The sequence below is a fragment of the Nonlabens ulvanivorans genome (genome assembly GCF_032922765.1).
GTDB classification, from domain to species: domain Bacteria; phylum Bacteroidota; class Bacteroidia; order Flavobacteriales; family Flavobacteriaceae; genus Nonlabens; species Nonlabens ulvanivorans.
This window is the reverse complement of the sequence record NZ_CP136694.1, coordinates 447,596-473,399: the sequence shown is the minus strand read 5'-3', so window position 1 is coordinate 473,399 and position 25,804 is coordinate 447,596. Positions and strand designations below refer to the sequence as shown.

The 25,804-nt window shown below is 34.8% G+C and carries 27 protein-coding genes; 22 read left to right on the top strand and 5 right to left on the bottom strand.

All coding sequences use genetic code 11. The features are described from left to right. The first annotated feature begins 51 nt into the window (after positions 1-51). The 4 genes from R1T42_RS02155 to R1T42_RS02140 are packed head-to-tail and all read left to right on the top strand — an operon-like array spanning position 52 to position 2,751. Positions 52-579 (top strand): hypothetical protein, encoded by a 528-nt coding sequence (locus R1T42_RS02155; RefSeq protein ID WP_317291120.1) that lies wholly within the window; start codon positions 52-54, stop codon positions 577-579. 3 nt (positions 580-582) lie between these two features. After that, a complete protein-coding gene (locus tag R1T42_RS02150; RefSeq protein WP_317291119.1) occupies positions 583-1,215 on the top strand; it encodes a hypothetical protein in 633 nt (210 codons plus the stop codon). Continuing rightward, positions 1,208-2,008 carry a sensor histidine kinase gene (locus R1T42_RS02145; protein ID WP_317291118.1) on the top strand — a complete coding sequence of 267 codons (801 nt, stop codon included), beginning with the start codon at positions 1,208-1,210 and terminating at the stop codon, positions 2,006-2,008. Before R1T42_RS02150 ends, R1T42_RS02145 begins: the two co-directional genes overlap by 8 nt. Beyond that, on the top strand, positions 2,005-2,751 hold the full coding sequence (locus R1T42_RS02140) for a LytR/AlgR family response regulator transcription factor (RefSeq protein WP_317291117.1): 747 nt from the start codon (positions 2,005-2,007) through the stop codon (positions 2,749-2,751). Before R1T42_RS02145 ends, R1T42_RS02140 begins: the two co-directional genes overlap by 4 nt. 3 nt (positions 2,752-2,754) lie before the next feature. On the opposite strand, the gene R1T42_RS02135 is transcribed toward R1T42_RS02140, so the two are convergent. Continuing rightward, positions 2,755-3,360 carry a DNA-3-methyladenine glycosylase gene (locus R1T42_RS02135; RefSeq protein WP_317291116.1) on the bottom strand — a complete coding sequence of 202 codons (606 nt, stop codon included), beginning with the start codon at positions 3,358-3,360 and terminating at the stop codon, positions 2,755-2,757. Between the two features lie 51 nt (positions 3,361-3,411). On the opposite strand from R1T42_RS02135, the gene R1T42_RS02130 reads away from it, so the two are divergent. The 4 genes from R1T42_RS02130 to R1T42_RS02115 all read left to right on the top strand — a co-directional run bounded on the left by R1T42_RS02130 (position 3,412) and on the right by R1T42_RS02115 (position 6,966). Beyond that, positions 3,412-4,260, top strand: a complete 849-nt coding sequence (locus tag R1T42_RS02130) for an OmpA family protein (RefSeq protein WP_317291115.1) — start codon at positions 3,412-3,414, stop codon at positions 4,258-4,260. 132 nt (positions 4,261-4,392) lie between these two features. Then, positions 4,393-5,526: a DEAD/DEAH box helicase gene (locus R1T42_RS02125; protein ID WP_317291114.1), complete on the top strand. Its 1,134-nt coding sequence runs from the start codon at positions 4,393-4,395 to the stop codon at positions 5,524-5,526. Positions 5,527-5,641: 115 nt separating this feature from the next. After that, on the top strand, positions 5,642-6,277 hold the full coding sequence (locus R1T42_RS02120; RefSeq protein ID WP_317291113.1) for a hypothetical protein: 636 nt from the start codon (positions 5,642-5,644) through the stop codon (positions 6,275-6,277). 11 nt (positions 6,278-6,288) lie between these two features. After that, positions 6,289-6,966 carry a hypothetical protein gene (locus R1T42_RS02115; RefSeq protein WP_317291112.1) on the top strand — a complete coding sequence of 226 codons (678 nt, stop codon included), beginning with the start codon at positions 6,289-6,291 and terminating at the stop codon, positions 6,964-6,966. Here R1T42_RS02115 and msrB (R1T42_RS02110) read toward each other — a convergent pair. Together msrB (R1T42_RS02110) and msrB (R1T42_RS02105) are read right to left on the bottom strand one after the other, a co-directional pair. Beyond that, complete coding sequence (gene msrB / locus R1T42_RS02110; protein ID WP_317291111.1) at positions 6,963-7,349, bottom strand: peptide-methionine (R)-S-oxide reductase MsrB; 387 nt, start codon at positions 7,347-7,349, stop codon at positions 6,963-6,965. The genes R1T42_RS02115 and msrB (R1T42_RS02110) overlap by 4 nt on opposite strands. A 72-nt stretch (positions 7,350-7,421) precedes the next feature. Next, the gene (gene msrB / locus R1T42_RS02105) at positions 7,422-7,934 is read right to left on the bottom strand and encodes a peptide-methionine (R)-S-oxide reductase MsrB (protein WP_317291110.1); all 513 of its coding nucleotides are present in this window, start codon (positions 7,932-7,934) and stop codon (positions 7,422-7,424) included. A gap of 194 nt (positions 7,935-8,128) precedes the next feature. Between msrB (R1T42_RS02105) and purE the strand changes: the two genes are divergently transcribed. From purE to R1T42_RS02085, 4 genes are all read left to right on the top strand, one after another. Next, a complete protein-coding gene (gene purE / locus R1T42_RS02100) occupies positions 8,129-8,623 on the top strand; it encodes a 5-(carboxyamino)imidazole ribonucleotide mutase (RefSeq protein ID WP_317291109.1) in 495 nt (164 codons plus the stop codon). After that, on the top strand, positions 8,616-8,855 hold the full coding sequence (locus tag R1T42_RS02095) for a hypothetical protein (protein ID WP_146128659.1): 240 nt from the start codon (positions 8,616-8,618) through the stop codon (positions 8,853-8,855). Before purE ends, R1T42_RS02095 begins: the two co-directional genes overlap by 8 nt. A gap of 84 nt (positions 8,856-8,939) precedes the next feature. Further along, on the top strand, positions 8,940-11,000 hold the full coding sequence (locus tag R1T42_RS02090; protein ID WP_317291108.1) for a M3 family metallopeptidase: 2,061 nt from the start codon (positions 8,940-8,942) through the stop codon (positions 10,998-11,000). Between the two features lie 7 nt (positions 11,001-11,007). Next, the gene (locus tag R1T42_RS02085) at positions 11,008-11,571 is read left to right on the top strand and encodes a sigma-70 family RNA polymerase sigma factor (RefSeq protein WP_317291107.1); all 564 of its coding nucleotides are present in this window, start codon (positions 11,008-11,010) and stop codon (positions 11,569-11,571) included. Between the two features lie 252 nt (positions 11,572-11,823). On the opposite strand, the gene R1T42_RS02080 is transcribed toward R1T42_RS02085, so the two are convergent. Further along, the gene (locus R1T42_RS02080) at positions 11,824-12,675 is read right to left on the bottom strand and encodes a hypothetical protein (RefSeq protein ID WP_317291106.1); all 852 of its coding nucleotides are present in this window, start codon (positions 12,673-12,675) and stop codon (positions 11,824-11,826) included. A 136-nt stretch (positions 12,676-12,811) separates the two neighbouring features. Here R1T42_RS02080 and gcvP point away from each other — a divergent pair, with 136 nt between their 5' ends. Together gcvP and R1T42_RS02070 are read left to right on the top strand one after the other, a co-directional pair. After that, complete coding sequence (gene gcvP, locus R1T42_RS02075) at positions 12,812-15,649, top strand: aminomethyl-transferring glycine dehydrogenase (protein WP_317291105.1); 2,838 nt, start codon at positions 12,812-12,814, stop codon at positions 15,647-15,649. A gap of 239 nt (positions 15,650-15,888) precedes the next feature. Beyond that, complete coding sequence (locus R1T42_RS02070; protein ID WP_317291104.1) at positions 15,889-16,947, top strand: 3-oxoacyl-ACP synthase III family protein; 1,059 nt, start codon at positions 15,889-15,891, stop codon at positions 16,945-16,947. A 132-nt stretch (positions 16,948-17,079) separates the two neighbouring features. On the opposite strand, the gene R1T42_RS02065 is transcribed toward R1T42_RS02070, so the two are convergent. After that, positions 17,080-17,820 carry a peptidylprolyl isomerase gene (locus tag R1T42_RS02065; protein WP_317291103.1) on the bottom strand — a complete coding sequence of 247 codons (741 nt, stop codon included), beginning with the start codon at positions 17,818-17,820 and terminating at the stop codon, positions 17,080-17,082. Here R1T42_RS02065 and R1T42_RS02060 point away from each other — a divergent pair. The 8 genes from R1T42_RS02060 to R1T42_RS02025 all read left to right on the top strand — a co-directional run bounded on the left by R1T42_RS02060 (position 17,811) and on the right by R1T42_RS02025 (position 25,753). Beyond that, on the top strand, positions 17,811-18,467 hold the full coding sequence (locus tag R1T42_RS02060; protein WP_317291102.1) for an NUDIX hydrolase: 657 nt from the start codon (positions 17,811-17,813) through the stop codon (positions 18,465-18,467). The genes R1T42_RS02065 and R1T42_RS02060 overlap by 10 nt on opposite strands. Next, entirely contained in the window at positions 18,460-20,286 is a 1,827-nt protein-coding gene (locus R1T42_RS02055; RefSeq protein WP_317291101.1) for a T9SS type A sorting domain-containing protein, read from the top strand. Before R1T42_RS02060 ends, R1T42_RS02055 begins: the two co-directional genes overlap by 8 nt. 75 nt (positions 20,287-20,361) lie before the next feature. Next, positions 20,362-21,165, top strand: coding sequence for a lysophospholipid acyltransferase family protein (locus R1T42_RS02050; RefSeq protein WP_317291100.1), 804 nt, complete (start codon positions 20,362-20,364; stop codon positions 21,163-21,165). A 26-nt stretch (positions 21,166-21,191) separates the two neighbouring features. Continuing rightward, the gene (locus R1T42_RS02045; RefSeq protein WP_317291099.1) at positions 21,192-21,959 is read left to right on the top strand and encodes a hypothetical protein; all 768 of its coding nucleotides are present in this window, start codon (positions 21,192-21,194) and stop codon (positions 21,957-21,959) included. Between the two features lie 80 nt (positions 21,960-22,039). Beyond that, positions 22,040-24,463, top strand: coding sequence for a phenylalanine--tRNA ligase subunit beta (gene pheT, locus R1T42_RS02040; protein ID WP_317291098.1), 2,424 nt, complete (start codon positions 22,040-22,042; stop codon positions 24,461-24,463). 109 nt (positions 24,464-24,572) lie between these two features. After that, positions 24,573-25,292: a hypothetical protein gene (locus tag R1T42_RS02035; RefSeq protein ID WP_036581169.1), complete on the top strand. Its 720-nt coding sequence runs from the start codon at positions 24,573-24,575 to the stop codon at positions 25,290-25,292. An 85-nt stretch (positions 25,293-25,377) separates the two neighbouring features. Then, the gene (locus R1T42_RS02030) at positions 25,378-25,569 is read left to right on the top strand and encodes a hypothetical protein (RefSeq protein WP_317291097.1); all 192 of its coding nucleotides are present in this window, start codon (positions 25,378-25,380) and stop codon (positions 25,567-25,569) included. Beyond that, complete coding sequence (locus tag R1T42_RS02025; RefSeq protein ID WP_036581174.1) at positions 25,559-25,753, top strand: hypothetical protein; 195 nt, start codon at positions 25,559-25,561, stop codon at positions 25,751-25,753. The genes R1T42_RS02030 and R1T42_RS02025 overlap by 11 nt, the downstream gene beginning before the upstream one ends. The last annotated feature ends 51 nt before the right edge of the window (positions 25,754-25,804 follow it).

Sequence of the window (25,804 nt, the reverse complement as noted above, 5' to 3'; positions counted from 1 at the left end):
AACGATAATAAAAAAACATATACCTTTAAAACTTACTTAAAACCCAACCTTATGAAAACTAAAAAAATTAACTATCTATTACTGGCTTGTATTGTTCTATTAGTAACCGCTTGTAACTGGCCAACTGACACACCAGAAACAGCTCTAGATTGTTCAGGTGATGGACATGGAATTATTCAAAGACCTCAAGGAGTTCAAATGGTCAATGATTTTAATCAAATCAATCAAACGATTATGAATGAAAATTTACCTTATATAAATACAAACGGTGATTCCATTAATGTTTCTCATACACCTGAAGTTCACTTTAACTTAGATGATATGAAATGTTTTATTGAATACGTGGAGAGTTTTGAAGGAGAATATGAAAACTTAGGAATAAGAGCATATCTAGCTGCTCAAAATGACCCTACAACTAATAACTATAAAACGACCATTATTTTTGCTCCTACAGGATATCCAGTGGTAACTACTGGCTCTGCAATCTTCCCACAAGCACCTAATATTCCTGGTGCTGACTTATTAAATCATGGTAATGCAGGAATGCCTCCGGTAGGTACTGGATTATCTAATCCTTAAACAATGACATTAGTAGAAGTAACGAGTTATATTCTGTATTCTAGTATGATTACTGCATTATTATATGCAGTAATTAACTGGAATCACATTAAAAATAAACCAGAATTATGGATACTTATTTTTTTATTGGTAACTACCATTCTTGACTTGTCTGGTGTATATTTTAGACTTTATCATGGTTCTAAACTACAGGTTTTCAGCAATCTTATTATATTAATTTCCAATCTTATATTGTCCTATTGGTTTTATAAACATATTAAAAATAAAGTCTTGCTCTTTATCAGTATTTCTACCATTTTTTTATCATTTTTCATCAGCGCCTTTCAACAAAATTTTTTAAGAGAGATATTTTATTATGCAAATTTTATAATCTCTATCATTTTATTAATTAATGTATTTTTCTATTTATACAAGCTCTTGCTTTCAGATAATGTAGTGCGCTATAACAAAACGCCGGCTTTCTGGATATCAATAGGTATAGTTATCTATCAAATAAATCTAGTTATTGTATTCTTTCTTATACAAGAGAAACTTAAACTTACTACTAACATTTATTTCACGATTATTACAACGGTAAGCGTATTACTTTATAGTGGTATCATTTATGGAATAAAGCTATCTAAAGATTATGGATAATCTAGTATTAACTTATACTTTACTTTTCATTTTAGTACTGGTTGTTGTGCTAGGAATGGTGTTTTTATTTATAACCTTCAACAATCGTAAAAACCAGCTTCTTCAACAACAACTAGAAGATCAACTGGCCGCACAAAAGAAACAATACGAGAGTGAGCTTAATGCCTTGCGCAGTCAGCTCAATCCGCATTTTGTACATAATAGTTTAAATGCTATCCAGTATTATATCCAGCGCAATGAGGTCGAGATAAGCGAAGATTATCTTACCAAGTTTTCAAAATTAATGCGTCTCTTTTTTGATTATTCTCGTACCAAAACTATTACACTTAAAGAAGAAATAGCCTTCATTAAAAAATATCTAGATATTGAAAAACTAAGGTTTGAAGATAAAATTGAATATTATATTAATATAGATAAATCGCTAGATACTACTGACCTCAACATACCTACCATGATGATACAGCCTATACTAGAGAACGCGGTAAATCATGGAATCTTTCATAAAACCTCAACGGGTACTATAGAAGTCGATTTTAAAACAACTAAAGAGGATAATCAATATCAAATAGTTATTAAAGATGATGGTATTGGTATTAATAAGACTAAAAAACACAATAAAAACACCACTGGTACGGCAAAGGCACACTCTAGTGCTGTTATTGCAGAACGATTAGATATTTTAAACGATAGTGGCGACTGGAACATCTCCTTCTCTATCAATGACCGATCTGATATTGATGACGGTACAGGTACCATCGTTCAATTAACCATTCAAAATTTAAGTGAGTTATGAGCATAAAAACTATTTTAATAGATGATGAGCCTAAGGCTATCGCGATACTTAAAAATAAAATTGAACGCTTATGCCCAGATCTGGAAATCGTGGCAACGATAGAAAAACCAGCGCTCGCATTTGATATCATAAACGAGTTACAACCACAACTAGTATTTATAGATATCGCCATGCCTGGCATGAGCGGTTTTGATGTATTGGAACAGTTTAAAAAACCGCAATTCGAAATTATATTTGCCACAGCTTTTGATCAATATGCCTTAGACGCTATTAAACAGTGCGCTATAGGCTACCTAGTTAAACCTATTGATAATGAAGACCTTGTAGAAGCAGTCACTAATGCATCAACAAATATCGAGCAAAAAAATGCACTAGTTAAAAACACGCAACTACTGGAAAACATCAATCAAGAAAACTTTCAAAAAAAGAAAATTGTCATTCCATCAACTGATGGATTAGAGTTTGTAAAAGTTAAAAGTATCACGCATTGTGAAGGCGTTGATGGATATACTAAAATTCACTTCACAAACCGTAAACCCATTCTTAGCTCCAGCAGCATTGGACATTTCAAAAAGCTATTATCTCATCCAGATTTTTACCATGTGCACAAATCTTATGTAGCAAACACTAATCATATTATTAAGTATTTAAACGATGGATATGTAACGTTAACAGGTGATGTGACCATACCTGTCGCAAGAGCAAAACGTGCAGAGTTTTTAGAAAAATTCCGCAGTGCGTAAGAGTTATCGCCTACTTATATAATCGCTAGTATTTAGGTAGAAACGCCATGGCAAATTCTTATCTTCACCAGCATAGTCGATTCCTATTCTAGTGGTTGATATAATATCGCTTTCGCGAAAGCGGAATAAATCACTCTTCTCTATCCATACTTCATCACCGGTTAAATCTGCTCCATAGAACGATTTATCGAGTGCAAAGGCTTTACTAAAATTACCAGGTCCTGAGGTTAAGGTCTTATCTAGTTTCTTTTTACCTCTGCGTTTTAGCATGATGTCTATACCTTCTACAGGCTCTACTGCACGTATTAAAATAGCGTCTGCATTACCATCAGTATTTGTGATGATATTAAATAAATGATGGATGCCATAACACAAGTAAACATAAGCAACGCCACCTGGTTCATACATCACCTTAGTACGATCTGTAAAACGACCTAAATGTGCGTGACAAGCCTTATCATCATAACCACGATAAGCCTCAGTTTCAGTAATTATGCCGCTTGTTAGTTCTCCATTAATGTTACTCACAATCTTTTTACCTATTAAATCTCGAGATAATTCCACGACATCGTGATGTTGATAATATGATATAGTTAACTTCTCAGACATCGTTTTGGATTGAAAACACTAAATTAATGCTTGCAACGTTTTTCTATTGTTATGAAGATGATAAAATACTTTTTCTTAATTTTTTCTGTCGTGGTTACCGCTCAACAAAAGACCGAACAGTTTTCGGTTTATTTTGATACCGATAGTGCTGTTTTAAATACTCAATCACTGGATATAATTAACGCCTATGTTATCAATTCTGAAAGTTCTAGAATCACAAATATCTCCCTATCAGGATATTGTGACGACCGTGGTAGCGTTGTTTATAACGAGCAATTAGCATGGGAACGAGTTTGGTCTATTATTGATTATTTGAAACCTAATTATGCATACGGTGCATTTAGCGAGCAATCTATAGGAGAAGTTGCATTACAGTCCAGTTCAAACATTAAACAACAACGCACTCAAAATAGACGAGTAGATATAACAATAACTTATGAAGAAGAACCTGAGCCTAGAGTAGAACCTATAGCCGTTGCTTCAGATAGTATTGAAAAATACCGTTCTTATGATATTTTAAAAGACAGTCTTCAAATAGGTGATAAACTAGTATTTAACAATGTCATTTTCTATCCCGGCAGGCATGTTTTAAGAGAATCTTCTTTTCCAGTAATGGACTCTATTATCAACTCTTTATTACTTCATAAAAAATATGAAATCGAGATACAAGGCCATATATGTTGTCTATCTGCTGGTGTTTATGGACGAGACATGGACACAGGCCAATGGAATCTATCACAAGCTAGAGCAGAACAAGTAAAACGTTTTCTCGTCAAATATGGAGTCGCTGCTGATCGTCTAACGACCGTAGGGAAACAGGCTAATTTTAAAACCGGAAAAGGTGATTTTTATGACCGTAGAGTTGAGATTCACATCACCGGAATACGTGAAGATGATTAAAAATAGTCAACTTGAGGATTTCATAGCCTAAACTTGAAATTTTAATACTAAATATCATATCAGTTACACATACTAAGACAGATGCATTTTACTGCAAAAACGAGCTATCTTTGCATGGTATAAAATCAACATATGTCTTTTGAATCCTTAGGATTATCTAACCAATTACTTTTTGCCTTAAGAGAAAATCAATTCTCTCACCCTACACCTATTCAAAAGCTAGCCATACCTGATATTCTGGCTGGCAAAGATGTGCTAGGAATTGCAAAAACTGGATCTGGTAAAACCATGGCCTATGCCCTACCGCTTTTACAGCGATTAGAAGGAATTGAATCTGAAAACAGACATATTACCGCATTGATACTGGTACCTACCAGAGAACTAGCAGCGCAGGTAAGTGAGGTTTTTATTCCATACTCTAAAGCTTTAACAAAGCCGTTGATTACTATGGCTGTTTATGGCGGTGCTTCCATTAATCCACAAATGCGTAAGATGAATAACGTCGATATTCTAGTAGCGACACCTGGTAGATTGTTAGAACTTATTGAAGCAAACGCAGTGCAATTAAAAAATATGAAAGCTTTAGTCCTCGATGAAGCCGATAAAATGCTAACTAAAGGTTTTAAAAAGGAACTAGACCAGATACTAAAACTATTACCTAACAAAAGACAAAACTTGTTATTCTCTGCCACGTTGAGTGAAGATGTTGATGAATTACAAAGAGTTTTGCTGAATGATCCAGTAACAGCATCTGTAGAAGAAAAGGATGAAGATATTTCTTTAATTAAGCAAATAGGTTATCGAGTAACTGAGAATAAAAAAGGTGCTCTATTGAGACATTTAATGAAAGAAAAAGAGATGACCCAAGTACTCATTTTTTGTTCTTCTACCTACCAAGTAGATCATGTAAACGACAAGCTCAAAAAGAATGGTATCGCCTCAAAAGCCATTCATAGTAAGAAAAGTCAAGGTGCCAGAAACTCTGCGCTCACCGAATTCAAAACTGGCGAGTTAACAGCACTAGTCTCTACAGATCTTCTCGCTCGCGGAATAGACATCGAGTTTTTACCTTTTGTAGTAAATTATGAATTACCTCGATCTCCTAAAGACTTTGTTCACCGTATAGGAAGAACCGGTCGAGCTGAAAATTCAGGAGAAGCTATTACGTTCATAAGCTCAGAAGAGTCTCACCACTGGCGAGTGATTCAGAAGAAGATGAAGATTAAAGTATGGACTGAGGATTTGCCGGAGTGGAATTCTAAGTAGGTCTTGAGTCTTTTTTAAGTTTTTACTCGCAGCGCAGTATCAAGTGTAAGTTTAAGTTTAAGTTTAAGTTTAAGTTTAAAATACTTAAAGGCACAAAACTTGATGCTATCATCTCATGAAAAAATTTCTTCTATTTCTATCGCTCATTGTCTTGTGTTCTTGTAAAAAAGAAGTGAAAACAGCTATTACTGAAGAGCCTACTTTTGATTACAAAGCTTATTTGTTGAGGAATGATGATGATGATGATGTACCGACTATTAAAATGGAAAACTTAGAATATGATCAAGCTTTCCCGATAGTTAAAAAAGCTTATCAAAATATGAACCTACCTATTTATGATTTTAATACACAAGTATTTGAATTTACAATCGCTTCAGAGTTATGGGATTATAAACATGATAAAATTCCGCTAGTACGCTTAAGAACCACTCAAATAATTATAAATTCAAAAAATGAAATATTATATGACTCAAGTCTTTACTCTATTGAAGAATTAAACGAATTATTATATAAAGATTTCAAAACAAATTTAGAAGAAACTAAGGGAAATAGAATCTCAATAGTTCATGATAAAAAAGCTAATCAAGAATTAATTGCTCTCATCTTAAATAAAGTAGAGAAAGCTTATCTACAGACCTTGGAAGAATTTAGCTTTAGGAAACATAACAAACCGCTTAGTAGATTGAGAATAGATGAACTAAAAGCCATTAAAAATGAATATCACCTAGCATTATACTTCCCTCGATTTTGAAACAGCTTAAATTGATTATCCTATTTTTATCATTATTATTTCTTTATTCCTGCAAACAAGAAAAAAAACCTATAATAGATATTGATTCTCATCTTGATTACACGAGTTATTTACTAAGTCACAAGGAAAATGTTCCCACTTTAGAAATAGAATTTGATAAACCCGATTCGTTATTCTTCGTTCAATTAAACGAGGAATTAATGCCAGATGGCTGTGAAACCTCTAAAGATTTTAATCTCAAAATTGATAGTTTAACTATTGCAGCAAGATTTCAACAGCCATGTGATATGCCTATGTTCTGTGGCCTAAAATTGAATGTAGAGGTGCTTATTAATAGAGATAATCAAATACTAGTTGAACAAGAATTTGTAAATGACACTTCAGATTTACTTTTAAAAATTGACAGAGTTATTAAGAATAAAAATGAATATGCTTATAAAAACAGAACTGGACTTATCATTATAAGAGATAAAAAAGCAGATTTAAGTCAAAGTAAACTTGTCCTTCAATCATTTGTAGCGTCTTATAATAAATACATGGATAGCATCGCATTAAACCGTTTCTACAAAAACCTTGAAAAACTAAACCTAAAAGAACTTGACGAACTTAAAAAAGAAAGAATTTTAGTTCTAGAATACTGGAATTATCCTAAACCTAGAATTCCGGAAAGACAAGAATTAAAAAATTAAGAATCTTTCTTAAAATCCACACTCACACTGTTTACACAGTGTCTAATTCCTGTCGCTGTAGGTCCATCGTTAAAAACATGGCCTAGATGGCTACCGCAGTTAGCACACATAATCTCGGTACGTATCATACCATGAGATACATCACGTTTGCGCATAATAGCTCCTTCTATTTCATCATCAAAAGATGGCCATCCACAACCGCTGTCAAATTTAGTTTCAGACTTATATAAGTCATTTCCACAAGCGGCACAGCTATAAGTTCCATCTTCATAATGCGTATTATACTCACCTGTAAATGGTCGCTCTGTTCCTTTTTCTCTTAGAACTCTATATTGCTCTGCAGTCAGTTCCTTTTTCCATTCAGCTTCTGTTTTTTCTAACATAATACTATTGTTTGTTCGGTTTGATTTGTAAATACGCTTTCGCGAAAGCGTAATCAATACTAGCTCATGGGATTATTTATTTAAAGCAGGAATTGCCTCACCTTCAGGTATAAATTGTAGAGCTACTCCATTTATGCAATGGCGTTTACCCGTTGTATCGCTAGGTCCATCATTAAACTCATGTCCTAGGTGACTACCGCATGTATTACATTTTAATTCTGTACGTGCGTAGCCTATTTTATAGTCCACATCGCGTTCCACTTGACCTTCAATCGCTTGGTCATAACTAGGCCATCCCGTACCAGAATCAAATTTGTTTGCATTATCATAAACAGGAGCATTACAAGCTGCGCAGATTAAGGTTCCTGCGGCGTATTGTTTATTTAAAGGGCTCGTGTGAGGTCGCTCTGTACCTGCACGACGCAATACATCATATTGCGCTGGTGTTAACTCTGCTTTCCATTGTGTATCAGATTTTTGTACTTCATATACTTTTTCTTGAGTATCATTCTGTGCTAAATCTGTTGTTGATGTTTTACAACCTATAGCTGCAATAATCGTTAAAGCTATTATTAAATATTTCATGTCTTATTTTTAAGTAAAGTTACGTGATTAAAGAGTTTTCGGTTCTTTAAGATTTGTTAAGTATTATGTCGTTTATATCACAAAAACATTGCAGATAAGTAAACAGTAAGTAGGAATGATTGCAGAAACAAAAGAAAATAAAAAATGCTCTTAAATAGCGACTGCCTTTACGGCATAATTGCTAATTTTAGGGCATGAATAAAAAAGTAGCAATAATAATGGGCTCTACTAGTGACTTGCCAGTGATGCAGGACGCTATAGACGTTTTAAAAGAATTAGGAATAGAGACCGATGTAGATGTTGTAAGTGCACATCGTACACCAGAGAAAATGTATGATTTTGGTAAAAACGCCCATAAGAATGGGATTGCTGTTATCATAGCTGGTGCTGGTGGCGCTGCTCATTTACCAGGTATGGTAGCAAGTTTATCTCCTTTACCTGTGGTAGGTGTTCCTGTAAAATCATCAAACTCTATTGATGGATGGGATAGTGTTCTTTCAATTTTACAAATGCCTGGTGGCGTACCTGTCGCAACGGTTGCACTTAATGGTGCAAAAAACGCAGGAATTCTTGCTGCACAAATCATAGGTGCCACACAAGAAGACGTACGTGAACGTATTGTTGCTTATAAAGAAAGTCTTAAGGAGAAAGTAACTAAGGCCGCACAAGAGATGCGCAACAATGTCTAGATCTTTTCAAATAGCATCTATTATAATCATAAGCCTTACCATTGTTTGGTTTATGATTATGGGAATGGATAAATACACACCACAATGGCAATTTCTAACCGCTGGTGGTATTCATTTCTTAATGTCTATCATTATTAATAGACAATTTGTAAAAGCACGTTATAATTACCTAGGTATCATACACAGTATATTAATGATTACGCTAGGTGGCTATGGCTACTTCTTTGTTTAAATTATTTTGTTTAACCTTTTTGCACAAAAGTTTAACAGTTCTACATGGAACATATCGACTTTTGAAGATTAATTTTACCATATCATGAGTGTTACTAAAAACCCTTTATTAGAAAAATTTGATACTTTTCAAAATACCGCTCCTTTTTCATTAATTAAAGAAGAGCATTTTGAAGAGGCTTTTGATGTTGCCATTGAAATGGCTCGTAAAGAAATAGATGCTATAACTAATAATACTGTAGCTCCTACTTTTGAAAACACGATTGAAGCCCTTGATGCATCTAGAGATTTATTAAGTCGCATATCAAGTATATTTTTTAATCTTAATAGTGCCGAGACTAATGATGAGATTCAACGTATTGCTAGAGAAGTAAGTCCTAAACTCTCACAATTTGGTAATGATATCACTTTAAACGAGTCATTATTTAAGCGTGTTAAAGAGGTCTATGAATCTAAAGAAGATCTAGATTTAAATGTAGAACAAGCTACTTTATTAGATAAAAAGTACAAAAGTTTCTCACGTAATGGTGCAAATTTAAGTGAAGATAAAAAATCACGCTTGCGCGAGATTGATAGTCAACTATCCCAGTTGACCTTAAAATTTGGTGAGAATGTACTAGCAGCCACTAATGCATTTGAGTTACATCTTAAGGATGATTCAAGATTAGCTGGTTTACCAGAGAGTGCTAAGGAAGCTGCAGCAGAGCTTGCTAAAGCCAAAGAAAAGGAAGGATATATTTTCACATTAGACTACCCTAGCTATATCCCTTTCATGACATATGTTGATGATCGTGAATTACGTAAGGAACTATCAATGGCTTTTGGGTCTAGAGCTTTTAAAGACCAATTTGATAATCAAGATAATGTACTTCAAATAGCTGCTTTAAGATATGAAAGAGCACAACTTTTAGGTTATGAGACGCATGCTCATTTTGTGCTAGAAGAACGTATGGCCATGACACCAGAAAAGGTCATGGAATTTTCTAACGATATTCTAGAAAAAGCAAAACCAGCAGCAGAACGTGACTTTTTAGAATTACAAAATTTTGCTATGGCCGCAGCTTCAAAATCTGATGTGAGTGAACCTATTACAAAATTTCAAAAATGGGATGCCGCATACTATGCTGAGAAGTTGAAAAAACAATTATTTGAACTAGATGATGAATTATTAAAACCTTATTTTAAACTAGAAAATGTAATCGATGGTGCCTTTGAGGTGGCAAATCGTCTTTTTGGACTAAGCTTTGAAAAGACAACACAGGTAAATAAATATCATGATGATGTTATGACTTATGAGGTTAAAAATGAAGATGGAAGTTTAAATTCTATATTTTATGCAGACTTCTTCCCACGTAAAGGGAAACGCAATGGTGCCTGGATGACCTCTTTTAAAAGTCAATATGTAGAAAACAACAAAAATGAACGTCCACACGTTTCTATCGTTTGTAATTTTACTAAACCTACAAATACAAAACCGTCATTACTCACGTTTAATGAAGTAACTACTTTGTTTCATGAATTCGGTCATGCATTACACGGCATGTTAGCAAATACACGTTATCGTAGTTTATCAGGAACATCAGTTTACTGGGATTTTGTAGAATTACCTAGCCAGATTTTAGAGAATTGGTGTTATGAAAAAGAAGCCTTAGAGATTTTTGCGAGACATTATGAAACCGATGAGGTGATCCCGCTAGAGTACATTGAAAAAATTAAAAAAGCGGCAAATTTTCAAGAAGGCTTGCAGACCTTAAGACAGTTATCTTTTGGTATGTTAGACATGAGCTGGCATGGTATTAATCCATCAGATATTACAGATGTAAAAGCTCACGAAAGGACAGTCTTTGAGAAAACAGATTTATATCCAGATGTTTCTTCCAGTTGTATGAGTACGGCATTTGGACATATTTTTCAAGGTGGTTACAGTGCGGGATATTATAGTTATAAATGGGCAGAAGTACTCGATGCAGACGCCTTTGAAGTTTTTAAAGAGAAAGGGATTTTTGATAGATCGACAGCAACCAGCTTTAAAGATCATATCTTATCAAAAGGAGGAACAGAAAACCCTATGATATTATATAAACGCTTCCGCGGAAGCGAACCTAAAATAGATGCCCTGCTTAAAAGAGCAGGACTCGTTACATAAATAAACGATGCCAGAAGTAAAACTGATACCTGAAAAATGGGTAGACCGATATGGTGACTACCTTTTTAATTTTACCATTTCTAGAGTAAATGACTCTATTATGGCTCAAGACTTGGTGTCTGAAACGTTTCTGGCAGGTTTAAAAAGTGCTCATAGATTTAAGGGACAATCTACAGAACGAACTTGGTTAATCTCGATTCTCAAGCGCAAAATAATAGATCACTATCGTAAATCTAATTCAAAAAAGGGTCAGGCCGAAGTGCGCATGAGTTACCTAGATAATGGAGATCAGAATGGTGACTGGATGGAAGAACAGGTTAGAGACCTGCGCAACCCAAATGTTGAGGATAAAATTGAACAAAAAGAATTGGGTGTAGCATTAAATGATTGTATTGCTGCTTTACCTGAGAGATATGCTACTATATTTGTCCAAAAGACCATTGACAAATTGGATACAGAAACTATCTGTAAGGAACATGATATCACAGCGTCCAACCTATGGGTAATCATTCACCGTGCACGCGTACAGTTAATGGATTGCTTAAATAGCAAATGGTACAAGAAGGATTAAGAAAATGAGTAGAATTTTTATCTCGTGTGATGAGGCGAGTATTTTAAGCACAAGAGATCAGTATAATGATCTTTCTTCCAAAGAAAAATTTAGGCAAAGTCTACATCATGGACACTGCTTGAGATGCAGAAATTTTGATAAAAAATCACGTTTATTTTCTAGAACAATCAACAGTTTAGGATGGGTTAAACTGTCTAAATCTCAAAAGAATTCTATTAAAAGCAAACTGAAAGCTGCCATGAAAAAGTAAGCTTATATCGCCCAAAATATTATTAACCATAATAATGGTATAGCCTCAACAAAAAAGCTAGCATAATAATCTGACTTAAATTTACCTGAAAACCATATAGCTGCTCCAGTTATAGTAACCATAATGATCTCGCTGTATTGAATATCTTCAATTTCAAAATTTTGAAAAAACAGCAATAAGAGATAAAGTGCACATAAACACAATCCGATATATTTAGATACTTGAACTCCTAGTACTTGTGGTAATGTCTGTAGTTCTTCCTCATCATATTTTAAATCTCTAATTTCAAAGGGTATACAAAGCGCTATTACTAAAATGAAAATTTTTAAAGTATGAAGCTCGATATAATGGCTAGGCAAAAAACTCAATTTATAGTCATTAATCAGGTGTGCAGCAGGTATTGTTTCATAATATAAGAATTGAGGTATAGCGATAATTAAAATAGCCCAAACAATAGAAACAGAAAACAATTTAAAAAATGGGCTGTACCTTAATCCATGACCTTTCCAAATGGGTAAAACATATAACAAGTTGATCGCTGTTATCATCATTAATAAAATCAACGCATAACCACTTATTTCTAGTTTTATTAAAACTGCTAAAGCAGTTACTGTTGCCATAAGTGATAACAACTTATAAGTGATGTTAAACCCTAGTGGCTTTTTAAGCCATAAAAAGCCGTATTTAATTAAGTTATATCCTGCAATGGCAGAGCAAAATAAAAAAATATAATACCCAAAAGGAACATATAATTCATAGACGTTATTATAAACAATAGCCAAAGCCACAAAGCAAATTGCCACGTGTAAACTACTGCGTATATAAAAGTCTAGAATTAATTTTAATAACCTCATCATTCAAATTTACAGCGCATAGTTAATAACTAGGTTAAAAAGGTTGAAAAATACATCCATTTCTTGCGAACGCTTGTTAGTTTAAAAGTCTTAAACGACTACTTTTGCACTATCTCAAATAGACCATATAAGTACTATGAATACAGATCGTTTTGCCCTAAGACATATCGGACCTCGCAAGGCAGACCTTGCGCCCATGCTAGAAACAATAGGTGTAGAATCTATTGACCAACTAGTTTATGAAACCGTTCCAGAAAACATACGCCTTAAACAAGATTTACAGCTAGATACTGCTATGAGTGAATATGAGTTTTTATCTCATATTAAAAAATTAGGTGATAAGAATAAGCAATTTAGATCTTATATAGGTCTAGGTTATAACGCTCCTATAACACCTGCGGTAATCCAAAGAAATATATTGGAAAATCCAGGATGGTATACTGCCTATACACCTTATCAGGCAGAGATTGCTCAAGGCCGTCTAGAAGCTTTACTTAACTTCCAGACCATGATCACTGATCTTACTGGTATGGAGCTAGCAAACGCATCTTTACTAGATGAGTCTACTGCTGCTGCCGAAGCAATGACATTACTTTTTTCTGTAAGAGAAAGAGCTCAGAAAAAAGACAAGGTTGTAAAGTTCTTTGTAGATCAAGATGCCTTACCACAAACTAAAGAGCTTTTAAAAACTCGCGCTATTCCTCTAGGTATAGAGTTAGTAGAAGGTAATCCACAAGAAATAGACGTAAATGCAGGATATTACGGTATTCTATTACAATATCCTGGTGCTAGTGGTAATGTAGTAGATTATACCGCTTTTGCAAAAAAATGCCAAGAGAACAATATACGTATAGCAGTATCTGCAGACATACTTTCCTTAGTACTACTAGAAGCTCCTGGACATTGGGGTGCAGATGTGGTTGTGGGAACAACACAACGCTTTGGGATACCACTAGGTTATGGTGGACCACACGCAGCATATTTTGCAACACGCGAAGAATTTAAAAGACAAATTCCAGGTCGTATTATAGGTGTTACAAAAGACACAGATGGAAAACGTGCACTGCGTATGGCGTTACAAACGCGTGAGCAGCACATTAAAAGAGATAAAGCAACTTCAAACATTTGTACCGCACAAGTACTGCTAGCAGTTATGGCTGGTATGTATGGTGTTTACCACGGTCCACGTGGTTTGAAATTTATCGCAAATAAATTACATTCTCAAACAGCAACACTTGCAGATGCAATTGAGAAATTAGGAATTTATCAAACTAACGAAAACTTCTTTGATACTTTAAGTTTTAAAGTAGATGCTGAGGCTGTTAAAAAAGAGGCTTTGGCTTTAGAAATCAATTTCTATTATCCAGATGCTGAAACAGTTCAAGTTTCTTTAAATGAAACTACTTCTTTGGCAGACTTGAATGACATTGTTTCTGCTTTCGCGAAAGCGGTAAATAAAGACTTTACTCCTATTACAAATTTATTAGAAAGCACTCACTTAGGAACAGGACGTCAAACAGATTTCATGACCTATGAGGTATTTAATTCTTATCACTCTGAGACAGAATTAATGCGTTATATTAAAAAATTAGAGCGTAAAGATCTAGCATTAAATCACTCTATGATCGCGCTAGGTTCTTGTACGATGAAATTGAACGCAGCTGCAGAAATGCTACCACTTTCAAATCCGCAATGGGGAAATATTCACCCATTTGTACCAATAGACCAAGCTCAAGGTTATCAAGAAATGTTGAAGAAATTAGAGCTTCAATTAAATGAAGCAACTGGTTTTGCAGGTACTTCTTTACAGCCTAACTCTGGTGCTCAAGGAGAATTTGCAGGTTTAATGGCTATACGTGCTTATCACCACAGTCGTGGAGATCAACATAGAAATATATGCCTTATTCCATCTAGTGCACACGGTACTAACCCTGCTAGTGCAGTAATGGCAGGTATGAAAGTTGTTGTAACTAAAGCACTAGAAAACGGAAATATCGATGTAGATGATTTACGTGAAAAAGCCCTTAAACATAAAGATAACTTAAGTGCTTTAATGGTAACTTATCCTTCTACACATGGTGTTTATGAAAGTGCCATTAAAGAAATAACAGGTATCATCCATGAGAACGGTGGACAGGTTTATATGGACGGTGCAAATATGAATGCGCAAGTTGGGTTAACTAATCCTGGTAACATCGGTGCAGATGTATGTCACCTTAACTTACACAAAACATTTGCTATCCCACATGGTGGTGGTGGACCTGGTGTAGGACCTATATGTGTGGCGCCACAACTGGTTCCATTCTTACCTAGTAATCCTATCATACCTACAGGTGGCTATCAAGCTATTACACCTATCAGTGCTGCGCCATACGGTAGCGCATCTGTATGCTTAATTTCTTATGGTTACATCTGTATGTTAGGTGCAGAAGGCTTAAAACGATCTACAGAGTATGCAATCATCAATGCAAACTATATTAAAGAGCGACTAAAAGGCAGCTATGAATGTTTATATACTGGCGAGAAAGGTCGTGCGGCACACGAGATGATTATAGACTGTCGTCCTTTTAAAGAACATGGTATTGAGGTAGTTGATATCGCAAAACGTTTAATGGATTATGGTTTTCACGCACCAACAGTGTCCTTCCCGGTAAATGGAACGATGATGATTGAGCCTACTGAATCTGAGTCTAAAGAAGAAATGGATCGTTTCTGTGACGCTATGATTTCTATTAGAAAAGAAATTGCAGAATGCTCTAGTGATAATCCTAATAATGTTCTTAAAAACAGTCCTCATACTTTACAAATGATAACGAGTGACGACTGGGAACTACCATATACTAGACAACATGCAGCATATCCATTAGAATACATTGCAGATAATAAATTCTGGCCTACCGTGCGTCGTGCAGACGATGCTTATGGAGACCGTAATTTAATGTGTACTTGTGAGCCTATGGAAGAGTATATGTAGCATTTAATGTTTATACATTTTAATAAAAAAAGGCCAAATTGACCAGCAGTTAATTTGGCCTTTTTTAATAATACAGCAATTTAACAGGTATTTACTATGCAGTGCATTATATTATTCGCAACGAAATCGTTGTAAACGTAGAAAATTCTTAAACAACAGAAAAGTTCTATATATTAAGCTTTCAATTATTAGGAAAACATCGCATTTATCACTTTTTTTGTCTTTACAAGTTGATGAACATGAGAGCAAAAATTACAGGAGTAGGTAGTCATATACCTGATGTAGTGAGAAAAAATGAAGAATTCATGAATCATGAGTTCCTTAATAATGATGGTAGTTCCTTCGGTAGTGACAATGCTACTATAATTGAAAAATTTGTAGCAATTACTGGTATTGAAGAACGTCGTTATATGGACGACAAACTCGTTACTAGTGATATTGCAACTTTTGCAGCACAAAAAGCCATTGACGATGCAAAGTGTGATCCTGAAACATTAGATTTTATTATAGTTGCTCATAACTATGGAGACGTAAAAGCAGACGGTAGTTCTAGTGATATGGTTCCTAGTCTCGCAAGCCGAGTTAAAAACAAACTGGGTATTAAAAACCCAGCTTGTGTAGCATATGATGTCCTTTTTGGGTGTCCAGGATGGGTTTTAGGTTTGACTCAAGCAGACTCTTTTATAAAATCAGGCCTTGCAAAAAAAGTCCTCGTAATAGGTTCTGAAGCCCTATCTAGAGTAGTAGATCCTCATGATCGTGATTCGATGATTTATTCTGATGGTGCTGGTGCGGTGGTAGTAGAACCTAGCACTGACGAACACGGTATACTAGGTCAGACAACAGCAACTTATACTGAAGAAGAGGCATTCTTTATTTTTAATGAAACCTCTTATAATAAAGACTTACAAGACAAGACTAAATACATTAAAATGTATGGACGTCGTATTTATAACTTTGCACTCTCTAAAGTACCTGAAGGTATGAAGGCCGCTATGGATCAAGCTGGTGTTGATATTAAAGACTTGAAAAAAATCTTTATTCATCAGGCAAATGAGAAAATGGATGAGGCTATCGTAGAACGTTTCTACAAGTTGTACGATATGGAAGTACCTCGTGATATCATGCCTATGATTATACATAAACTAGGAAACAGCTCTGTAGCTACAGTTCCTACGGTAATGGATCTAGTAGTACGAGGTAAAATGCCTCAACACAAAGTAGAAAAAGGTGATGTAGTCATGTTTGCAAGTGTTGGTGCTGGTATGAATATTAACGCCATTGTATATCGTTACTAAAAACGACCTTTAATAATAATTTAAAAAACACCTTATCAACTATTGAAAAGGTGTTTTTTTATGTTCTATTTTTAAAACTACCATCCTATAATATAACTTTTATCGCATTCAAAATCAAAGGATTAAAAACATTTACTCCATCACACTCATCTCAATATAAATATCCGTTTTAGGCCAGTCTCTTGAATCGGTTTCAACTTTTGAAATCGCTTCGGCGACATTCATGCCTTTAGTAACACGACCAAAAATAGTGTGCTCACCATCCAGATGTTTTGTAGCACGTAGTGAAATAAAAAAGTCAAAAGGATTATGCCAGTTTTCTGGGTTATTCTCCCAATACTTTGCACTACTCAAAGTACCATAAGAATGCTTTACGTCGGGTAAAATATGCATAGGTAATTGATAATTTCCTGCACTACCCTTTTTCTGTGCAGTAATCATATTATCACTATTCCCAGCTTGAACTATAAATCCCTTAACTGCTCGATGTACTACGGTCTCATCAAAATATCTATTATTAATCAAAAACAGAAAACTAGCTCGATATAAAGGTGTTTCTTCAAACAATTCCATTTCTATATCACCATACGTCGTTGTCATACGCACCATAGTCTCGGGATGTTCTTGAGCATATCTAGTAAAAAAAACCTCTACAGAATCTTGAGGAATATATGGTAATAAACTATCTCCTTTTCTATTAACACTGCGCTTATAGAACCTAGCAATTTCTTTTTCCTTACGTTCTTTTAAGACCTGTTCTTTAGTACGTGTCTCTTCTATTATAACATGTACCGGTGTTTCTTTTTGTGAACTATCTTTACAACTTAAAGTAAAGAGTATCACTAATATAAAAAACAGACCATTTGATTTCATTTAACGCATTTAAGGATTCGGTTTCAAAAATAAAGAAAATGCCTTTACCAGGTTTTGAAGCGCAACTTAAAATGGCTGCAGTAGAACGACTAGAAGAATTGCAACACGAGTCGCTACGTAAAAAAACACCTCGCAAGGCTGCTGTTATGATGCTAGTATATCCCGTAAAAGATATCGCTCATTTTGTTCTCATCGAACGCATGATTTCTAAAGGTGCTCATAGTGGTCAGATAGCATTTCCTGGCGGCCGTAAGGAAGAAGAAGATCAAGATGACGCTGTTACCGCTATAAGAGAGACTCATGAAGAAGTAGGCATAATGCCAGAACATCAGGAAATTATCACTGCAGGCACTCCTATCTATATTCCTCCTAGTAATTATATGGTAGCTCCTTTTCTCGCTTTCGCGAAAGCGGAATTAAAATTCACAAGACAGCCTAGCGAGGTTAAATCTATCATAGAGGTACCATTACATGAGTTAATGGACCCTATAAACGTGAGCCAACATACACTCTCTACTAGCTATGCAACAGATATAACAGTACCATGTTATTACCTACAAAACCAAGTCGTTTGGGGTGCTACTGCAATGATGCTTTCAGAATTTAAAACTATGTTACAAGAAAGTTTATCTTTAAGGCATGACTAAAAAGGCTTTTTTTATAACAGTGCTACTGGGACTACTTTCAATTGTGGCACTGGCTCAAGAACGTGTATTTATAGACTTTGGCTCTACTAATGAAGATCTAGCAAGTCGGGAATACATCAACAATATTTCAACGAGTTATCAAGCTGGCTATTCAAACGGTGTATTATTATATAATCATTTAGGTGTTTCGTCAGGAATTAACCTCAAAGTGCATGACGCTTGGTTAAATATTAACCTATCAGGTTCATTAGACCCTTCATTTCAGGTGAACGTTGCTCAATCTGCAAGTAGAGATAGTTTTTTTGGTGCCACAAGTTCATTTAATGGCGGCACTCAGGTGACAGGTGGATTTAAATTAAGACAATTAGATCCTAATAAGTTTTACAGCTTTTCATTTTTTGCTTCTAGAATGAATGTAACTGATAATCGTGAAACTTCGTATACAGTTAATGGTAACACAACTCAAATCGTAAGCCTAAACGCATCAAATAACACAACTCAAAAGATTGAGGTTTATAATATGCAACCAGACAGTAATGGCGAGATAGAGATTACTGCAACAGCTGGTGCAAACAATACAAACAGTTATGGATTTTATTATCTCAACGCTCTTGAAATACAAATCGATAACACACCTATCTCTCAATTCATTACACAACAAAATTTGCTACTCACCTATCCCATCCAACAATCAACTTGGGAAGTAGGTAAAACGGTTCCATTATCGTGGATTAGTGAAGGTATCGATCAGGTTACCTTAGAATACTCTATCGATGGTGGAAATACCTTCAACAATATAGCAACAGTTCCTTCCACAGATCGGAGCTATGATTTTACCGTTCCCAATTCCATTTCTAGTAATGTGATTATAAGATTAAGTGATGGAAGCCAAGTAATAGACAGTGTACCTGTTACAATTATACCAGATAACAATACGGTTTATCGTATAATTGTGCTAGGCTCTTCTACAGCTGCTGGAAGTGGTCCTTCAAACCAGTATAACGCTTGGGTATGGAAATACCGTCGTTACTTAGAACAATTAGACACACGTTATGAGGTTATAAATCTGGCACAAGGTGGATTTGTTACCTATAATATTTTACCTACTGGAACCACAATACCTGCAGGTGTTAATAAAACCATTAATGTAGATAAGAATATAACTAAGGCTGTCAACCTTAATGCACATGGAATTATCATCAATCTACCATCTAATGATGCAGCTGGAAACTATCCTGTAACAGATCAATTGCATAATTATAGTTTAATCTCTCAAACGGCTTCTCAAAATCAAATACCATTATGGGTGGCAACACCACAACCACGCAACTTTCCAGCAAACGGAAGTCAAGTCGCCATACAAACACAAATGGTCACAGAAACATATAATACTTTTGGAACTTTTGCTGTAGATTTTTGGACAGGTATAGGTAACACTGCTGGAAATCAAATATTACCAGCATATAATAGTGGTGATGGTGTGCACGCTACAAACGAGGCTCATCAAATATTTTATGAAAGACTACTATTAAAAGACATACACGGCACTGTTAAAACACAGGTGGACGCAGCACTATCTATACCTGATGAACAACAGATTGAGCTAGCCTTATACCCTAATCCGGTTAAACATTTACTATTCTTAGAATCTACGAGTCCTATTTCAACAGTAAAAATTTATAATCAACTAGGTCAATTAGTATTAGAAAATCACCATACTGTAAACATGATTAACTTACAAGATTTACAATCAGGTTATTATGTTGCTCATATCTACATAAATGATAAAATTTACTATAGAAAAGTGTTAAAAAATTAAACGATTTTAAATGTGATTAACAGCTAGTATCCTTACAATCCCTATCTTAGCCGTCCCTTAAACTTAAATGACTCTATGGGATTATTCAAAAAAAATCCTTTCGGACATATACTATGGATTAAACGTTTTTTAATACGCTTTTTAGGTGTGTTATCTCACAGACGTTTTAGAGGTTTTAATGAATTACAGATTGAAGGAAGTGAGATTTTGAGAAACCTACCAGAACAAGGTGTTCTTTTCATTTCAAATCATCAGACCTATTTTGCAGACGTGGTAAGCATGTTTCATGTATTTAATGCTGCCTTATCTGGCAGACAAGATTCTATTAAAAACGTAGGTTATCTGTGGAACCCAAAACTTAATATCTATTATGTAGCCGCAAAGGAAACCATGACCAGTGGATTTTTACCGAAAGTGTTTGCTTACGTAGGCGCGATTACCGTAGAACGTACCTGGCGTGCAAAAGGAGAAGAAGTAAATAGATCTGTTAATCCAGATGACACTAAGAATATAGGTATCGCCTTAAATGATGGCTGGGTTATTACATTTCCTCAGGGAACTACAAAACCATTTAAACCTATTAGAAAAGGTACTGCCCATATTATTAAACAATATAAACCTATTGTTGTCCCTATCGTAATTGATGGTTTCCGTAGAAGTTTTGATAAAAAAGGACTACGTATTAAAAAACGTAATATTCTACAATCTATGGTCATTAAAGAACCACTAGATATCGATTATGAAAATGAAAGCGTAGAATCCATCGTAGAAAAAATTGAATATGCTATTGAACAGCACCCATCATTTTTAAAAGTAATTCCTCAAGAAACACTAGAAGAGATGGAAGAGTTGAATCAAAAACGTAAATGGGAATACTAGGAATATTGCATTAAATAATTTTCAGATTGGAAACCTTCATTTATCTTACATTTTTACTAACTGCCCTAGCCATGATAGGATTTGTAGTAGGAATGTTTTTCTTAATAAGGTGGTTAGTAAGAAAAGCAAATAAAGAAAAAACTCCACAGCAGACTCAAAATGAAAAACAGCAGCTGCTAGCACGAGTAGATTACATGAAAAAATCTCTCGCCCCATGGGGAGACCGCAGTTTTACAGATATCTCTTCATGGATGACCTATCAATTCTCTAAAGGAATGACGAGACGCTTGATAGGAACCGTCTATGCCACAGATCAAAAACCTATAATGGCCTTCAGTCGTGTAGAGCGAGGTTTTAGATCAGATGGTCAGTTCTATGTAGGATCATCTATCTTTAACTTGGGCTATGAAGTAAAGGAAGACACCATTTACATCACTCTTAATAATCAATATTTAGGTAGTATTACAAATTCTGGTGGCCTCTTTGACGCACAAAAAAAATACATAGGTAACGCTGTTCACCCTACAAAGGTTTCTCTAAGTTCAGGTAATTTTAGATATCGTTTTGGCGATTCAAGTTATGAGGTTATCATCAATGAAAAGAGATTAGCGACCGTTTATGTCGCACCTAACTATGCAGATTTTCATGAAGGTCTTTTCAAAAATAATTTTAATGAAAACGCCATAGGGCAACCCATAATGTCTTTACTTAACACGCCATCTCCAGAAGAGGAAAAATGGCTACTTGCCATCGCTGTTTTAGAAATAGTACATCATGGTCACTGGATGATATAATCCTAGTGTGATTATACTGGATACGCTTTCGCGAAAGCGCCATTAATACTATCTTTACTGCCTTAAAAAACTACAATTATATGAAGGTTTCTTACAACTGGATACGTCAATTTATAACTGTTCCTGAATCAATTGAAGAGCACGCAGCTTTGCTCACTTCTCTAGGTTTAGAAGTAGAAGGTATTGAGAAATTTGAAAGCGTAAAAGGAGGATTGCAAGGTATTGTAGTAGGTCACGTACTGGAATGTGTGAAACATCCCAATGCTGATAAACTTAAACTTACCAAAGTAAATATAGGCACTGAAACAGTGCAGATTGTATGTGGCGCACCTAACGTAGCTGCTGGGCAAAAAGTACCGGTAGCCACCATAGGCACTACACTATACACAGAAACTGGTGAGGCATGGAAAATCAAAAAAGGAAAAATACGTGGTGAAGAAAGCCATGGTATGATCTGTGCCGAAGATGAACTGAACATAGGTACATCACATGATGGTATCATGGTTCTAGACGCATCATTAGAACCAGGAACATTATTTAGTGAAGTAATAAATATAGAAAATGACTACACTATAGAGATTGGACTGACGCCTAATAGATCTGATGCGATGTCACACCTAGGTGTAGCACGTGATTTAAGAGCAGGACTTGCGATTGAAGGAGATTTGTTAGAGTTTATCACGCCATCTGTAAGTAGTTTTCATGTAGACAACCGTTCACACAGAGTTGATATAGCAATTGATCAACCAGAACTTGCACCTAGATATTGTGGTGTTACACTTACGGGTTTAACTATAAAAGATTCTCCAGATTGGATTCAAAATAGATTAAAAGCCATAGGTATTGCTCCTAAAAATAATGTCGTTGATATAACTAACTATGTGATGCATGAGTTAGGTCAACCACTGCATGCTTTTGATTTAAGCGCCATTGAAGGAAATAAGATTGTTGTAAAAACATTACCGGCTGGAACTAAGTTCACTACTCTAGATGAGGTAGAACATGACTTACATGAAGAGGACTTAATGATTTGTGATGGTGTAAAACCATTATGTATTGCAGGTGTTTATGGTGGATTAAATAGTGGTGTTAAAAAAGGGACTAATTCTATCTTTTTAGAATCTGCATATTTCAATCCAGTAAGCATACGTAAAACGGCAAAACGTCATGGTTTTAACACAGATGCTTCTTTTAGATTTGAACGTGGCATAGACCCTAATATTACAGAATATGCGCTTAAGCGTGCTGCCTTATTAATAATAGAAACCGCTGGTGGAGAAATAAGTAGTGATATCACTGATGTTTATTCTCATAAAATTGAGGACCAACAGGTTTTTCTTCCCTTTTCTAAAGTCAATTCTTTAATAGGAAAGGAAATACCTAAAGAAGAAATCAAGAGTATTCTTAGAACATTAGATATTCACGTTAATAATGTAACAGAAACAGGATTAGGTCTGACAATTCCTGCATATCGCAATGATGTTACTAGACCAGCAGATGTCATTGAAGAGATTTTACGTGTTTATGGATATGATCGCATAGAAACTAACGATAAACTAAATGCTAGTATTGCAAAAAGTTCGAGGTTAGACAATCATAAACTACAAAACCTAGTAGCACAGCAACTTGCTGGTCAAGGCTTTTATGAAATGATGGCAAATAGCCTTACCTCTGATAAATACCATACACTTACAGAGCAAATATCTCCAAAGAATGAAGTGCGCATGTTAAATCCTTTAAGTAGTGATTTATCTGTTATGCGTCAAAGCATGATCTATGGGGCTCTAGAGGCTGTTTCTCATAATATTAACCGTAGACAAGAGAATTTAAGATTGTTTGAATTCGGTAATACGTATCATCAATATCAAGAAAGACAATTTACAGAGCAAAAGCATTTAAGTTTAGTAACTACCGGTGCTATACATGAACAAAGTTGGAATAATACATCTCGCACGGCTGACTTCTTTTACTTAAAAGGTGCCGTAATAAGTGCTCTTAAAAGATTAGGTATTACTAAAATAAATGAGAAACCTACTAAGATGGATTTCTTAAGTGAAGGAATATCATTGAATAGCGGTGCTAAAATCGCAGATCTTGGAGTTGTCAAAAAGAAGGTATGTAAATCATTTGATATAGATGTAACTGTGCATTATGCAAATATCTATTGGGATGAAGTATTGAAATTAGTAAAAGAAGATCGCAAATCGGTAACCGCAATCCCTAAATTTCCTGCTGTTAAAAGAGATCTAGCTTTATTAGTTAACGATGAGACTAGCTTTAAGGAATTACATGATATTGCCTTACAAACTGAGAAAAAACTCCTCAAAGAGGTTCAACTATTCGATGTTTATGAAGGGAAAAATCTTGCAAAAGGTAAAAAATCCTATGCATTAAGTTTTTTATTACAAGATGAAGTAAAAACACTTACTGATAAACAAATCGATAAAGCGATGCAAAAAATACAACAGCAACTAGAAAAACAAGCTGGAGTAGAACTACGCTAAAATATATCTTTAACTGATAGCTTTTAAACTCCTTTACGACATAGTTTGTGAAGGAGTTTTTAAATTTAAAAAAATCCTCATATTTTTAAATATCTAATTATAGGAATTTATGTTTGAGCGCACAGATATTGAACAACAACTGCAGAAAGCTAGAGATAAAAAGTATCAAGAGGTTGATATTCTAGAACAAGTATCTCAAATTCTCAAAGACGATCAGTTGAAAGAGGATGCTATTATGGCTCGCATGAAAAGCCCTCAAAAACCAACTCCTCGCAATCAATTTAACCTTGATTTACTAGAGACCAATCGCATATATCATATTGATCAAATAAGGGACATATGTGTGGATTATAGATTGAGGTTTCTAGATACTAAGTATTTTAAAAACGAGATTCCTCAAGAAGCCGTGAGCATTATTAAGCAAATGGAAAAGAGACATCATATCACTATGAAAGGTTTTAAGATAGTCGCTCCTTCAAAAATGTTTAAATTAGAAAATGCTGATGACCCATTACTTTTTGCTCCTATAGGAAATGGATACTTTTATTTGATTCATAAATGGGGAAATGATTTAAGTCCGATGAGAAAAATATGGGCTTGGTCCTTTAAATGTTTTGAAAATTTAATAGTCTCTACTTTATTAGTGAGTTTATTGATAAGTGCACTTGTACCTGGTGGCGTTTTCTCACCAGAAACTAGCGGGATTCAATTTGTATTAATTTTCTTTTTTATGTTCAAATCAGTTGCGGCAATAGTTCTCTACTATTCTTTTGCAAAAGGTAAAAACTTTAATACCGCCATATGGAATTCAAAATATTTTAACGCCTAATTGCTTATTCAAAAACAAGGCAATGAAACGCTCCTATTTTTTAATAGGAGCGTTTTTTTATTATCTTGCTTTCATATATTTAAATATGAAAACTAGAAACCCATTTTTAGGAAGTATCATTGCCGCAGTAATGATTGGATTTGGTTCTTGGAGACTATACAATCATTTTATTCTAGGACAAGAAATGCCCACATGGCGAGTAGTCTTATCAGTAGCAATAGTAGTTTACGGGCTTGTCGTAGCCTATAATGCTTTGATTAATAAAAATGCAGAATAAAGAGTCCATCAAATTTTTTCTAGGACTCGCTTTTTTAGGATTAGGAGCTTGGAAAATTTATGAGCGATTTATGTTAAATAAAGACGTCTCTAATTTTCAACTAGTAGGTTCCATTTTCTTGGTAGGTTTAGGGTTATACCGAGGATTTGAGTATTTTAAAAATAAAAAAACTAAGTCTGAATAGACTTAAAATATACCCTACTAAAAAACCCATTTCTAAAAATAGAAATGGGTT

Excerpts from the sequence above, each read along its gene's own strand:
- R1T42_RS02155 (WP_317291120.1), top strand. The coding sequence starts at position 52 with ATGAAAACTAAAAAAATTAACTATCTATTACTGGCTTGTATTGTTCTA.
- R1T42_RS02150 (WP_317291119.1), top strand. The coding sequence starts at position 583 with ATGACATTAGTAGAAGTAACGAGTTATATTCTGTATTCTAGTATGATT.
- R1T42_RS02145 (WP_317291118.1), top strand. The coding sequence starts at position 1,208 with ATGGATAATCTAGTATTAACTTATACTTTACTTTTCATTTTAGTACTG.
- R1T42_RS02140 (WP_317291117.1), top strand. The coding sequence starts at position 2,005 with ATGAGCATAAAAACTATTTTAATAGATGATGAGCCTAAGGCTATCGCG.
- R1T42_RS02135 (WP_317291116.1), bottom strand. The coding sequence starts at position 3,360 with ATGTCTGAGAAGTTAACTATATCATATTATCAACATCACGATGTCGTG.
- R1T42_RS02130 (WP_317291115.1), top strand. The coding sequence starts at position 3,412 with ATGAAGATGATAAAATACTTTTTCTTAATTTTTTCTGTCGTGGTTACC.
- R1T42_RS02125 (WP_317291114.1), top strand. The coding sequence starts at position 4,393 with ATGTCTTTTGAATCCTTAGGATTATCTAACCAATTACTTTTTGCCTTA.
- R1T42_RS02120 (WP_317291113.1), top strand. The coding sequence starts at position 5,642 with ATGAAAAAATTTCTTCTATTTCTATCGCTCATTGTCTTGTGTTCTTGT.
- msrB (WP_317291111.1), bottom strand. The coding sequence starts at position 7,349 with ATGTTAGAAAAAACAGAAGCTGAATGGAAAAAGGAACTGACTGCAGAG.
- msrB (WP_317291110.1), bottom strand. The coding sequence starts at position 7,934 with ATGAAATATTTAATAATAGCTTTAACGATTATTGCAGCTATAGGTTGT.
- purE (WP_317291109.1), top strand. The coding sequence starts at position 8,129 with ATGAATAAAAAAGTAGCAATAATAATGGGCTCTACTAGTGACTTGCCA.
- R1T42_RS02095 (WP_146128659.1), top strand. The coding sequence starts at position 8,616 with ATGTCTAGATCTTTTCAAATAGCATCTATTATAATCATAAGCCTTACC.
- R1T42_RS02090 (WP_317291108.1), top strand. The coding sequence starts at position 8,940 with ATGAGTGTTACTAAAAACCCTTTATTAGAAAAATTTGATACTTTTCAA.
- R1T42_RS02085 (WP_317291107.1), top strand. The coding sequence starts at position 11,008 with ATGCCAGAAGTAAAACTGATACCTGAAAAATGGGTAGACCGATATGGT.
- R1T42_RS02080 (WP_317291106.1), bottom strand. The coding sequence starts at position 12,675 with ATGAGGTTATTAAAATTAATTCTAGACTTTTATATACGCAGTAGTTTA.
- gcvP (WP_317291105.1), top strand. The coding sequence starts at position 12,812 with ATGAATACAGATCGTTTTGCCCTAAGACATATCGGACCTCGCAAGGCA.
- R1T42_RS02070 (WP_317291104.1), top strand. The coding sequence starts at position 15,889 with ATGAGAGCAAAAATTACAGGAGTAGGTAGTCATATACCTGATGTAGTG.
- R1T42_RS02065 (WP_317291103.1), bottom strand. The coding sequence starts at position 17,820 with ATGAAATCAAATGGTCTGTTTTTTATATTAGTGATACTCTTTACTTTA.
- R1T42_RS02055 (WP_317291101.1), top strand. The coding sequence starts at position 18,460 with ATGACTAAAAAGGCTTTTTTTATAACAGTGCTACTGGGACTACTTTCA.
- R1T42_RS02050 (WP_317291100.1), top strand. The coding sequence starts at position 20,362 with ATGGGATTATTCAAAAAAAATCCTTTCGGACATATACTATGGATTAAA.
- pheT (WP_317291098.1), top strand. The coding sequence starts at position 22,040 with ATGAAGGTTTCTTACAACTGGATACGTCAATTTATAACTGTTCCTGAA.
- R1T42_RS02035 (WP_036581169.1), top strand. The coding sequence starts at position 24,573 with ATGTTTGAGCGCACAGATATTGAACAACAACTGCAGAAAGCTAGAGAT.
- R1T42_RS02030 (WP_317291097.1), top strand. The coding sequence starts at position 25,378 with ATGAAAACTAGAAACCCATTTTTAGGAAGTATCATTGCCGCAGTAATG.
- R1T42_RS02025 (WP_036581174.1), top strand. The coding sequence starts at position 25,559 with ATGCAGAATAAAGAGTCCATCAAATTTTTTCTAGGACTCGCTTTTTTA.